The organism is Bradyrhizobium sp. BR14999, from assembly GCF_056106085.1.
This window is the reverse complement of record NZ_CM148536.1, coordinates 5,191,189-5,203,529: the sequence shown is the minus strand read 5'-3', so window position 1 is coordinate 5,203,529 and position 12,341 is coordinate 5,191,189. Positions and strand designations below refer to the sequence as shown.

The 12,341-nt window shown below is 64.7% G+C and carries 10 protein-coding genes and 1 riboswitch; of the genes, 1 reads left to right on the top strand and 9 read right to left on the bottom strand.

What is annotated here, in order from left to right; translation table 11 throughout:
- Nucleotides 1–669: 669 nt before the first annotated feature.
- The 7 genes from ltrA to ACR9YP_RS24225 all read right to left on the bottom strand — a co-directional run bounded on the left by ltrA (nt 670) and on the right by ACR9YP_RS24225 (nt 9,147).
- A complete protein-coding gene (gene ltrA / locus ACR9YP_RS24255) occupies nt 670–2,025 on the bottom strand; it encodes a group II intron reverse transcriptase/maturase (RefSeq protein ID WP_474217289.1) in 1,356 nt (451 codons plus the stop codon).
- A 1,027-nt stretch (nt 2,026–3,052) separates the two neighbouring features.
- Nucleotides 3,053–3,634: a hypothetical protein gene (locus ACR9YP_RS24250; RefSeq protein ID WP_474217287.1), complete on the bottom strand. Its 582-nt coding sequence runs from the start codon at nt 3,632–3,634 to the stop codon at nt 3,053–3,055.
- A gap of 61 nt (nt 3,635–3,695) precedes the next feature.
- Nucleotides 3,696–5,846, bottom strand: a complete 2,151-nt coding sequence (locus ACR9YP_RS24245) for a TonB-dependent receptor (RefSeq protein WP_474221109.1) — start codon at nt 5,844–5,846, stop codon at nt 3,696–3,698.
- 200 nt (nt 5,847–6,046) lie between these two features.
- A riboswitch (cobalamin riboswitch) is annotated at nt 6,047–6,261 on the bottom strand.
- 88 nt (nt 6,262–6,349) lie between these two features.
- Complete coding sequence (locus tag ACR9YP_RS24240) at nt 6,350–6,601, bottom strand: hypothetical protein (protein WP_474217284.1); 252 nt, start codon at nt 6,599–6,601, stop codon at nt 6,350–6,352.
- 148 nt (nt 6,602–6,749) lie between these two features.
- Entirely contained in the window at nt 6,750–6,959 is a 210-nt protein-coding gene (locus ACR9YP_RS24235; RefSeq protein WP_091885589.1) for a hypothetical protein, read from the bottom strand.
- A gap of 152 nt (nt 6,960–7,111) precedes the next feature.
- A complete protein-coding gene (locus tag ACR9YP_RS24230; RefSeq protein WP_164934897.1) occupies nt 7,112–7,288 on the bottom strand; it encodes a hypothetical protein in 177 nt (58 codons plus the stop codon).
- Nucleotides 7,289–7,410: 122 nt separating this feature from the next.
- On the bottom strand, nt 7,411–9,147 hold the full coding sequence (locus tag ACR9YP_RS24225) for an adenylate/guanylate cyclase domain-containing protein (RefSeq protein ID WP_474217278.1): 1,737 nt from the start codon (nt 9,145–9,147) through the stop codon (nt 7,411–7,413).
- Nucleotides 9,148–9,472: 325 nt separating this feature from the next.
- Here ACR9YP_RS24225 and ACR9YP_RS24220 point away from each other — a divergent pair, with 325 nt between their 5' ends.
- Nucleotides 9,473–11,662 (top strand): lytic transglycosylase domain-containing protein, encoded by a 2,190-nt coding sequence (locus ACR9YP_RS24220; RefSeq protein ID WP_474217277.1) that lies wholly within the window; start codon nt 9,473–9,475, stop codon nt 11,660–11,662.
- A gap of 82 nt (nt 11,663–11,744) precedes the next feature.
- On the opposite strand, the gene ACR9YP_RS24215 is transcribed toward ACR9YP_RS24220, so the two are convergent.
- Both ACR9YP_RS24215 and ACR9YP_RS24210 read right to left on the bottom strand, forming a co-directional pair.
- Nucleotides 11,745–12,098 carry a hypothetical protein gene (locus ACR9YP_RS24215; protein WP_474217275.1) on the bottom strand — a complete coding sequence of 118 codons (354 nt, stop codon included), beginning with the start codon at nt 12,096–12,098 and terminating at the stop codon, nt 11,745–11,747.
- Nucleotides 12,095–12,283 (bottom strand): hypothetical protein, encoded by a 189-nt coding sequence (locus tag ACR9YP_RS24210; RefSeq protein ID WP_474217274.1) that lies wholly within the window; start codon nt 12,281–12,283, stop codon nt 12,095–12,097. Before ACR9YP_RS24210 ends, ACR9YP_RS24215 begins: the two co-directional genes overlap by 4 nt.
- Nucleotides 12,284–12,341: the final 58 nt, after the last annotated feature.

The window sequence follows — 12,341 nt, the reverse complement described above, 5'->3', positions numbered from 1 at the left end:
ACAACTTCCGATTTCACGGTACGGGCAGCGCGCCCCGTTTGACGATGAGGCAGCTCGGCTGAGTCGGCGCCGCCCCGCTGCACCACCGAGCCCCTCTCATGTTCCGGACGCGCAGCGGTTGCGGCGCAGAGCCGGTATCCAGGGCCACACGGCACGACACAGCGACGTGGGCCCCGGCTCTGCAGCGCATCGTCGCTGGACGATGCTTCGCATCGCCAGGGTGACGCTGCGCTGCGTCCAGGGCACGAGGCGCAGTGTGGCGCATGCTGCCTCCACAGCGTCATTGCGAGCGCAGCGAAGCAATCCAGAATCCCTCCGCGGACTCCGGATTGCTTCGTCGCAAGGGCTCCTCGCAATGACGGAGCAAGGGGCACTGCCGTCGTCCTCCAAGTCGCTATCATCGACTTGGCGAGCGGAAAAAGTCCGCTATGTCCCCGAACACCCGTCGGTCATGTCCCCGGGCTGAACAGCAGGCGGGCGATGACAGCGCGCGCGTGGTCGCAGACACGCCTTCGCATTCTCGCGACGGATTTCGCCCGAGCTTTGCTTCGTCTCTCCACCCTCTAGATCCAAGAGGGCGATCGGCATAGAGGCGTGGAGTTTGGCTCCACGTCCCCTGCCACACCACCCGGCATGCGGGTCCGCACCGGGCGGTTCGATGGGTTGAGGTTAGCTTGCGAGGGAGGGGACTCCCAGCCGTCTGAAGCGTTCATTTGGCAACGCTTTGTTGAGCGCCACCTTCGAGGTGCGCCACCAGCGCCGTCTGTTGATGGCCACTCGCCTGGCTTCGTCGGGATGTACGCCGCGCGCGATCAATTCGCGGTAGACGACATGCCCGTTCTTCCAGTGCTTGAGCTGAACCGCCCGCAGACGATGCCGGATCCACCCGTCGATGTCGGCAAAGACGCCGGGCGTCTCTGCAAGGCGGAAGTACCCCTTCCACCCTGTCAGATACTTGCCGAGCGGCTTGCACATTTGTGCGAGACTGCGTCCGGCACTGCGCCGGGTCATGTCGCGCACGCGCTCTTTCATGCGTTCGATGGCCTGTGGTGCGACGCGCCGCCTGATCGTCCGTCCCGCAGCCACCCAAAAGGAGAAGCCGAGGAACTTCGATGCCGTGGCGCGTCGTACCTTGCTCTTGGTTTCGTTGACGCGGAGCTTCAGCTTCCCGAACAGCTCGCGCAGTGAGGTCATCACCCGCTCGCCCGAACGCTGCGTCCGAACGTAGACGTTCAGATCGTCGGCGTAGCGGACGAAGGCATGCCCGCGCCGCTCCAGCTCCTTGTCGATTTCGTCCAACAGCACGTTGGCCAATAGCGGAGACAGCGGACCGCCTTGCGGCGTCCCCTCACCCCGCTCGATCACCACCCCGTCTGCGAGCACGCCCGCATTGAGGTAGCGGCGGATCAGCCGCAGCACCCGACGGTCCGCGATCCGTTTGGCCAGCCTTCCCATCAGGATGTCGTGGTTGACCCGGTCGAAGAACTTCTCCAGATCGATATCCACCACGAAGCTGCGGCCTTCCTGCACATAGGCTTGCGCGCGACGCACCGCGTCGTGCGCACTCCGTCCGGGCCGGAAGCCATAGCTTGCATCCGAGAAGGTTGGGTCGAACTGCGGTTGCAGAACCTGCAGCAGGGCCTGCTGGATGAACCGGTCGAGCACGGTGGGGATGCCGAGCTCGCGCTCGCCCCCGCCGGGCTTCGGGATCGCCACCCGCTTCACTGGCTGCGGCTGGTACTGCCCCGCGAGCAATTTCTCGCGCAGGAGCGGCCAGTGCACGCGCAGATGGTTAGGTAGCTCCTCCACCGTCATCCCGTCGATGCCGGGACTGCCCGCATTCTGCCGAACACGCTTCAGTGCGGCCTGAAGGTTCTGGCGTTCACACACCTTCTCCATCAGATCGCTGCTTCCTGGGCGCTCGTCTCCACTTCCAGTCAGGGGCGCTTCCACGCGCCCGGCCGGCCGCTGCAGCTTCACCGCAGCGGTCGATCGTGCGTCCGGGGCTTCCGGCTTCTGTGGCATAATTCCCCCGAGGTTTGTGGGCGTTTCGCCCTTCCCATCGTTCGGCCCTTCACGGCTTTAAGCCGCTACTACGGCCTCTGCTGACTTCTCGCTCCGAGGGCCTTGCAACCCTCGTCACCCTTTCAGGTGCAAGCGAGATCTCCCCGGGTAAGACCTTCGACCTTCGCTGCACGACCGCCGGATCTACGTCGCCTGCCTTGATCACAACGGCTTTGCGGCTCCTGGCCCGCTCGCCCTGCTCGGCTCCGCCTCATATCCGATTTCTGTTCGTCGGCCCGCAGCTTCGCTCCCCGCTTCCTTCACGCCGGCCTCGCGGTCCGACACTCTGCGGTTCACTTCGCTCGCTGTGATCAGCTCACGGAAGGACTTTCACCTCCAAGTCGAAGCCCATGCCGGGCACACCAGGGAAGGCCGGGTGCCGGCTGGCACCCGCGGTCCGCTGCGCGAAAAGCACACGCAGAGAAGACCGCACAACAGCATACAGGTGAAGCCCAACACACGGCCTTCCCTGCGCAGTGGTTTGACGGCTTATGCCGTGCTCTCCCGGGAGCCGAATTCCTTCTGGCCTCCCTCACCCCGGCGAAAGTCGCCGGCACCCGCGCCGGTTGACGCCAATGCCGCATCCGCCAAGGCTTGACCGTAGCAACGACGGCCAGGACCACACGGTTTTGCCGTACGCGCGGTTCGCCTGCGCCGCAGGGTTCGACGGCGTTGTGCACGTTGCCATCGAAATGCTGGCGCGACGAACCTGACAGCGCCGTCCGTCCGCGCGAAGCCTAGGGCTCACGGAGAGCAATCCGCCCTGCCCACAGCTCTCGCGCCCGACGCCACCGCGTCCACCGCAAGCCCGGCTCTGCGATCATCACGACACATGATCGCCCCTCAAGGGTGAGCCGGGATGAACGACACATACGCCAATTCCGAATTTCGGTAAAGCGGAATCTTTTTGCGCGGGCGGGTTGACAGTCCGGCGACACAGCAAGATCCCGTGGCCCGAATGGCGCCACGACGTCGAACGCAGCGGCGCTCAGGCCGACATCGCTCCCTGGCGCCCGAACGGATCGAGCAGGCGGACGATCTCGCAGACGGCGACGAGACCGGCGAGCCAGGCGGCGCTGGTCAGCCCGAGGCGCGTCACGATGGCGGCAGTGAAGGCGCCCTCTCCGCCCAGGAACGGCGTCGCGGCGAGCAGCGCGAGCTCATAGGCCGCATAGGCGGCGACGAGCGTGACGGCCAGCGCCAGCGGCGTGCGGCCCTGCGGCAGCATGCGTAGCACCGCGGACGAAACGGCGGTCGCCAGCAGCGCGGCCGCGCCGATCGCAAAACCCCAGGCGACGGTGCTGCCGTCGATGGGATAGTGCAGCGCGCCGAAGCCGATGGTCTGGTTGACGAGCCAGGCGCCGGTGACGACGAGCAGCGCCGGGCGCAGCGGCAGCATCGCGGCCGCGACAACGGCAAAGGCCGCGAACGGTGTCGCACAGGCGAGCGCGAAGCTTGCGAGCGCGCATGACACCGCGAGCAGCGCAAAGCAGAACATCGGCGCAAGGCGCGGCGTCACCGGATGAAGCCACAGACGGTCGGCGCGAGACGGCTGGATGCTGAGAGCCATAAGTGATCTCCTTCTCTTCGAATTCTAGTCCATTTGGGGACGTGTGACAGCCCTATCGACGTCAGAACGTGGCGCCGGCTTTGAGCAGATAGCTGCGGCCGGGCAGCGGATAGGCGCTGAAGCGACCGTCGGTAAAGGTGCTTGCGACTGCATAGTCGTAGTAGAGCGCTTTCAGCAAATTGTTGACGCTGAGCGACCAGAAGTACCGCTCATATCGACCACTGAGCTTGAAGTCGATCGTGCCATTGGCAGGAATCGGCTTCTGAGTTCCGGCCTGGTCGTTGTCCATGCGACGCTCGCTCCAGAACCGCGCGGTGGCATCGAGCACGACATAGTTCTGCCAGATGTTCCAGGTGACACCCGCACTCGCGGTGTAGCGCGAGACCAGCGGCACGTCATTGCCGGCCCAGACGCCTTCGCGGAAGACAGCCCTCGTATAGGCCATGCCGGCGCGCAAGAGCAGCGCGTCGTTGACGCGATAGGAGACACTGGTCTCCGAGCCGAAACGGCGGGTCGGATCGAGATTGGTGTTGTAGAACAGGATTGGATTGAAATGGATCTCGTTAGCGAGGTCCATCAGATAGAGACTGCTCTGCATCTGAAGACCGCCTCCCTTGATACGCAGCCCAGCCTCGACATCCTGCGAGGTCTGGGTCTTGAGCTGGAACGTTTGCGGCAGCGGATTGAAGAAGGGATCGAATGAGGGTCCCGACGACACCCGCTCGTCGACGTCAGGCGTGCGAAACGCCCGCGCCGCGCGGCCGAACAGCGAGACCATGTCGCTGAGGCGATGCTCGGCACCGAGGTGCAGCGCATATTGGGTCTCGTCGCTCCTGAGCGGGAGCGCGCCGATGTCGGCGTTGAACGGAGCCGTCGGATCAAAATTGTCACGTGCCGACAGACTGACGGTCTGCACCCGCGCGCCATAGGAAACGTCGGTCGTGGGCGTCACACCCAATGTGTGCTGAAGATAGCCCGCAACCGTCTGCTGCCTGAGGTCGTAATTGTGCCAGGCGGCGAGACCCTGGCCGGCGCCGCGGCTCTGCTGAAAGCTCGCATCGTAATAGTCGATGCCGGTCAAGAGCTGCGACGGCATTCCGAGCAGAAGGCTCTTCACGCTGAGCCGCGGCGTGATCGACCATGTCGTCAGATTGGCGTCGACATAGGTCGAGGTGAAGAAAGCGGGCACCGGCGTCGGACTGGAGAAGAATGCACTCTGCTGCCTCTTGTCGCGCATCCCGCCGTCGACGATGAGATCGACGCCGTTCACCAGGGTTTTTGTGAAGCCCGCTGTCGCGCCAAAACCTTGCTGGTTGGCATAGTTGAAGGGCGTGCTGGTCGCTCGCCGGTTGGTCGCGAGCTCATCGAGGCCGATCGAGGGATCGACGGTGCGGCCGCCCGGCAGTCGCAGCTCCTGATTGTCGCCGGTCACGGTCAGGAAAGCAGTCAACCCCGGCGTCGTGTAGTTCAGATTGCCGACACCGTTCTCCTGGGAATAGCGATTGTTGTCGCGATAGCCATCGGTCTTGACGGTATTGCCGTAAAACGAGGTCGACCACGGACCGGAATTGAGCGATGTCGAGACGTTGCCGAGCCTGGTGTTGAACGAGCCGAAGCCGGCCTCGATGCGCGCGGCCATGGGCGGTCTGCCGACGCCGTTCTTGGTGATGATGTTGATGACGCCGCCGACCGCATTGTCCCCATAGAGCACCGCACCGGAATTGCCGCGCGTGATCTCGATACGCTCGATGGAATTGAGCGGGATGGTGGCAAGGTCCACCTGCGCCATGTCGATGTCGTTCAGCCGTCGTCCGTTGACCAGCACCAGCGTGTTGGCGGTTGCGAACGCGCCGAAGCCGCGCAGGTCGACACTGGTCTTGGCGCCGATCGGACCGCCATAGAACGTCGTGATCTGGGCGCCCGGTGCTTGCGTCGAGATGATCTCGGCAAGCGTCTGCGACGGCGCATGGGCGATGTCGGCGGCCGTGATGACGCTCGTGGCGGCGCCGACGATGCCTCCATTGTTGCTGGCCGCCTCGCCGCCAGAGCCGGACGAGCCGGTCCCTGTCGGCGCGCCGTTCGGCATCGCCCGGCGCCTCCCCGTGTCGCCATCGCTGGTCGCCCTGGCACGTGTGCGGTGCTGATCGTCGAGCCTGGTCACTTCGACCGGTGGCAACTGCTCGGCGGCAGTCTGGGCGCGGGCGCCCCTCATATTGAGGACAAGAACGGGAATGATGAAGCTGGACGCCAGCCAGGCCGTGCGACGGCACCGGACGGCGGCGGAAACGGAAGACATGCGAATAAAACCTCGGCAGGACGTCAGTGGCACGTCACAGCGAACGAGGTTTCACGACGGAGCGATCAGTCGTTCCGGTGAAGCTAATGTCTGTACTCCCCGACCGACATCTTCGCGTGTGACCACGGCTGACGGCAGGTCTCCTGGCTCGCGGGTCGTGACCTCTCCGTCGCCTTCCCAGGACCGAGATTCCCAGTGGCATAGGACGAGAGATTCGCCGCTTACAGTTGCGGGGGCAGCCATGGCATTGAGAAGATCCCGGCGTTGGGAAAATCTCGCACCACGTTCCCTTTTGATCTCCGTGACGAGAACCGTCGCGGATCTTTTACGAGTCGTGCGGCCCGGGAGTCAATCGGCTGGTTGCATCTGGCAGCGACCACTCGCCGCTGCCGGTCCGTCCCGCAAGCAGAGGCCCGGCGCTACGTCCGCCCTCGTGGGCGCTGGGCCTGCGCCCAAGCGACGGCGACGTCGCGTGGCGGAACATCGATGCGCTTGATCGGCGTCAGTTCGCCGGAGGCAGAGACAATCGCGGTCTCCTCGCGGCGGCAACGCCGACACACGAAACGGACCTCACGCGGGAATGCCGACCAGCTTGAACGTTTGACGTTCGCAGCCATCGGCCAAGCGTCGCAATGCGACACCAGGAACCGGCCGGGATCGAGCATACCCATTCAATCGGACTCCACGTCCTGCCCGCTTCCTTCAATGATTAATCCAAGTGAATCGTTCCGGTGCCAGGGCACCGCCGACGGCCTCCTGTCTTTTGGCGCGTCAGCGAACTTGGTTGCGTCGCTCCCGACCTTCGCACGCATCAAGAACTCAGCGAGCCCCCTTGAGGGTGCAGGAGGTCGTGCAGGTGACCGTGGTGCCGTGATCGCATGACTTGCAGGCGCTGACGCACTGATTCATGTCGCGAGGATTGTAGCTGTAGTTTCGCATCGGGCAGGTCGACGTCGAGCCGGTGATGTCCTGCTCCTGATCGCAGGCCGCCGTCATGAGCGCGAATATGATCACTGCAACGAGACGCATGGGATTGCCCGTCAAACATGGCGAGTGACACTCGCGAGGCGCGCTGCATCGCAACGAGCCCCGGCCTTCCCACCGCGAGCCATCGCCAATCAGCGACGCCCGCATGCGTCTGAGAATGCGCGCCAAATGTTAAGAACGGATTGCAGTCGGCCTCAAGCAGCAGCGCTGGTCGCGATCGCCTGCCGCATATCCACTGCCAGCTGGCGGTACTGCTCGGCGAGCTTCAGATAGAACTCGCGCTTGGTGCTGTCGGTGGCGAGCTTGGCGATCAGCTCGCACTCGGCGGAGAGCGTCTCGAACCGTTCGAGCCTGTCCTCAAGGTGTGTCATCGGCGTGTCCCCATCTGACGCCTCAGGGACGTCAAGCCTAAGCCCGGGAAATAGGTCACGGCGAACATCGTTATGGAGTAGAATCGTTTTTTCCGTTCGGCGACGCCGGACGGCAGGCAATGCTATTTCTGCTCCAACCGCCAGGCGCCGTCCCAACCGCCGTCCGGCGGGTTGGCCTCGAATTGCGCGATGCGGCCGAGCAGCGTGCGTGAGGGACCGTCGCCGGGGACCGCTTCGAGCGCGGCGTTGAAGGCGGCGCGGGCGTCGTCGAAGTGCCCGGCGCGATAGGCGTCGAGACCTTCGGCATAGAGCGTGCGCAGGCGCGCTTGCGCATCGGTGAGTGCGCCGGCCCTGCCCATCACCTCGAAAACAGCTTGCGGTGCGCGCTGCCCCGCGACCGCGACGCGATCAATCTCACGCAGTTCGAGCTGTGAGCCGATCGCATCCGCCGTTGCCTGCGAGACCAGGATGCGGGTGCCGTAGGCCTTGTTGGCGGCCTCCAGCCGCGAGGCGAGGTTCACGGCGTCACCCATCACGGTAAAGCTCATCATCAGCTCGGAGCCGATGCTGCCGGTCAGGACCTCGCCGGTGGCGATGCCGATGCGCAGATCGCACGGCGCCGGCATGGCGCGGATGCCGAGCAGATCCGGCAGCTGCTTCTGGAGCGCGGGCACCTGATCGGCCATCTCGATGGCGGCAAGGCCGGCGAGCATCGCCTGCTCGCCCTCCTCGATGAAGGGCGGGCCCCAATAGCACATGATTGCATCGCCGATATATTTGTCGATGATGCCGCGATTGCTGCGGATGGGGCCGGACATCACCGTGAAATAGTGGTTCATCACCTTGACGAGGCCGCGCGGGGTCACGCCCTCGCTCATCGAGGTGAAGCCACTCATGTCGCAGAACATGATGGTCATGACCCGGCGCTGGCCGTCGATGGCGACCTCCGGCCGGTCAATCAGGCCCTGCACCACCTTCGGGTCGATGTAGCGGCCGAAGGTCTCACGGATGCGCTCGTTGTGCCGGAGCTGCTCGATCATGCGGTTGAAGGCCGCGGCAAGCTCGCCGATCTCATCCTGGGTGGAGACGGTAATGGGCTTGTCGAACCGGCCCGCCTCGACCTCGCGGGTGCCGGCGAGCAGCAGCCGCACCGGGCGCGTGATGCCGCTACTCACCAGGAGCGCAAAGGCAAATCCAACGATCGCTGCGAGCAAGGTCACGATGCCCGATACGATGATCGCCTGGTGCTGGTGGCTGATCACCTGCGACGTGCTGAAGAAAACCTGCGTCAGCATGTCGGCGCGGATCGCATCGATCTTCTGATTGAACTGGTCGCGCAGCACGTCGATGTGCTCCAGCGTGCCGCGGGCCTCCGCCATCTGTCTGGCATCGACCTGCTTGGCCAGCTTTGCGTGGTCCTCGGTCAGATCGCGGCGCAGCTCAGTGACGGCGGTCTCGATGCGGAGCTCGATCCGCGCCAGGGCAGCATTGTCGGACGGTGTCCTGGGATCGTTGATGATGGCGTTGATGAGCGTGCGTGCGCTCTCGGCCTCCTCCTCGATCCTGCGGTCGGTCTGCTCGAACTCGCGCACGCGCGCCGCATAGGCCTCCTCGTCCGACGGCGACTGCATCTTGGTCATGACCATGCGCCGCAGCGCCAGCGCACGCTCCAGCGAGCGGATGTTGGCGCGCGCCAGATGGCCGTAGGCCGGGATGTAGCGGTTGGTCAGCTCGTCCAGGAGGACGCCGACCTTGCTCGACATCACCATCGACAGGATCGAGGTGACCAGCATCAGGACGATCAATCCGAGGGCGATACCGACGATCTTGCGCCGGATCGACTGGTTGAAAATCGGCATAGGTGCAGGGCAAAGGCTGAAAGGATGAAGCGAGGGAACTCAATACACCGGATTTAGCCATGGGAACACGCGCAATCTCGCCTTTCTGACGCCGTGAGCCGTACGCAACCGTCGCGCGAGCCTCAATCGTTAACAAAGGTTAAACACGCTGCCTTTTCCGCTATTTCGGAAGTTCCCGAGTTCCCATCCGTATTTTGCCGCATTGTTGCGAGAGCGTGAGGAATGCGAAACGATGTCATGACATCGTTTGGTGTCGTCTCTTGATTCTCAAGCCGCATGTCGTCGCGGACCTTGGTTTGTAGTGGTTTCGCAGGGGGACCATGGAATGAACCAGTGCCTACGCTCGCTCGCGTGTGTCGTTGCCGTGGCCACAATGGCCCTCCTTCCCACCGAGTTGGCGGCGAAGAGCAGTCATAAATCTTCCGCGCCGAAGAAGACGCATGAGGCGAAAGCCGGCAAGCAGCGCCATGCCTCCGCCGGCAAAGCGCGGCACGGCAAGCACGTCGAGGCCAAGCGCAAGCCGAAGAAAACGGTCGACGAGCCCTCGGACAAGCCGGCACCACCGCCGCTGACCGGCGATCTCGCCGCGCTGAAGGATGCGATCGACCTCGCGCGCAAGGGCAAGACCGAGGATGCGGGCGCCGCGCGCGACCGCATCACTGACCCCGCCGGACAGAGGCTTGCGGACTGGTTCATGCTGCGCCACTCCGAGAGCACGGCGAATTTCAAGCGCTACGCCGCCTTCCTCGCCGCCAATCCGGACTGGCCGAGCAGCGCCCTGCTCCGCCGCCGCGCCGAGGCGCGGCTGTGGCAGGAGAAGAGTGACGCGGCCATTGTGCACACATTCACCATGGACCGGCCGACCAGCGCCAAGGGCAAGTTCGCGCTGGCCCGCGTACTGCTCACTGAAGGCGAGACCGACAGGGCTGCGCGTCTCGTGCGCGAGGCCTGGCGCACGGACGAATTGACCGAGCGGAGCGAAGAGGACTCCTATGCGGCGTTCAGCGACCTTCTATCCGCCGACGATCACCGCGCGCGCATGGACAAGCGCCTCGGCGCCAAGGACTACGCAGGCGCAAGGCGCGCGGCCAAACGTCTCGGCGAGGATGCGCTCGCGATCGTGAAGGCCTGCGCCGCCGTCACCGGCAAGGCGAGCAAGGCCAAGGACTATCTCGAGGACGTCTCGACCGAGGCGCGGCGCGATCTCGGCTATGTGCTGTGCCGCGCTCAGTGGCATCTTCAGAACGACCGCATCGACGACGCAGCCGAGGTGATCCTCGCCGCCCGGCCCGACACGATGGCCGCGCAGGACACCGATGCCTGGTGGCGCGAGCGCCGCCTGCTGGCGCGCAAGCTGCTCGACCAGGGCAAGTTCAAGACCGCCTATGACGTGGTGCGCACGGCCGCGGTGCCGGAGAAGGAAGTCTATCGCGTCGACTACCACTTCATGTGCGGCTGGATCGCGCTGCGCTATCTCGACGATCCCAAGACGGCGATGGTGCACTTCGCCGCGATCGACGCAGGCTCGGCCAATCCGATCGCGCTGTCGCGCGCCCATTACTGGCGCGGCCGCGCCGCCGAGGCGATGGGTGCCACAGCCGACGCACGCATGAGCTATCGGGCGGCAGCGCGCTATCAGACCGCCTATTACGGTCAGCTCGCCCGCGCAAAGCTCGGCCTGGACCGAATCGAACTGCGCGCGCCCTCGCCCGTGCTGGCCGCCGCCGACACGCAGTTGGCGGACGAGCGCGTGCGCGCAGCCAACATGCTCTACGATATCGGCGAGCGCGACGTCGTGTTCTATTATGCCGAGGATTTTGCCAAGGAGAGCTCCGACGCCGCGGCGCTCGAAGCGCTCGCCGCGCTCGCCGGACAGCGCAACGACGCACGCGTGATGCTGGAGGTCGGCAAGTCGGCCCTGGCGCGCGGGCTCGCGCTCGACCACTACGCCTTCCCCACCATCGGCATTCCCGAGCACAAGCAGGTCGCACCCGCGATCGAGACCAGCGTGATCTATTCAGTGGCGCGCACCGAAAGCTCGTTCGACCAGCGCGACAAGTCGCCTGCCAATGCGGTCGGGCTGATGCAGGTGACCCCGGAAGCGGGCCGCGACACCGCCAAACGCTTCGGCCTGACCTATGACTGGGACAGGATGGTGTCCGATCCCGTCTACAACACCCAGATGGGCGCGGCCGAGCTCAGCGCGCTCTTGTCGGAATATCGCGGCAACCAGATCATGACCTTCGCCGGCTACAATGCCGGCCGCGGCCGTGTGCGCGAATGGGTGCAGGCGCGTGGCGATCCCAGAGATCCCAAGGTCGATCCGGTCGACTGGGTGGAGCGCATCCCGCTGTCGGAGACGCGCAACTACGTCCAGCGCGTGATCGAGAACGTCCTTGTCTACCGTGCGCGGTTCGAAGACAGCAGCATCATCGCCGGCAAGAGCGACCAGCGCGTCGTCACTCACGAGGTGAGCGCAACCGCACCCGTGGCGGCCGCAGCACCCGCTCCCTAGTCAACGCCGCCGGGGCTGGACGCGGCGCCTGCGGGGTTACGGTGCTGCGGCTTCCACGCGCGTATAGTCGCGCAGCCAGGTGTCACCTCCTTCCGTCGATCAGATCGCCACCGCCCAAATATGCGCCGGTCAACGCTCTTGCGAAGGTCCAGGCGTGTATCGTGCAGCTCCAGCACGAGACGGCACTCAGGACCGCCAACGTCTCGATCATGTTGCCAGCGGCGAGCTCGACGTTCCCGGCGGCCGTTTCTGTGCGCCCGGGCATCGACCATTGCATGAAGTACGTGACGAGTTCGCCGCGCCGGTAGCAATCGGTGTCACAGTAGCAGCGCTGTGTCCGCACATGCCTGACATAGCCGATCCCGATTGACCGCGAGCATGCGCTGCACGTGGCGGTGCGCAACGGGGGCTCGTGATTGACCACCACGAATTTCATGAAGCCGCCCTCACGCGATCTTTCGCGAGCGCCTCGCAGAACAATGCGTAACACTGATAGTCGCAGTAAGGCAGACGGGTCGTGATCTCGCGGAGATAGCTGCCGCCGATCGGCTCGCAGCACTGCATGCACCAGGTCTTCCGGAACGGGGTCCGGCCGTTCACGAGGACGAACGCGAATCTCATGTGGCACCTCCCAAAGCGAAGCAGTAAACGCTGTCCATCGGAGACAGTGCGGGCGGTG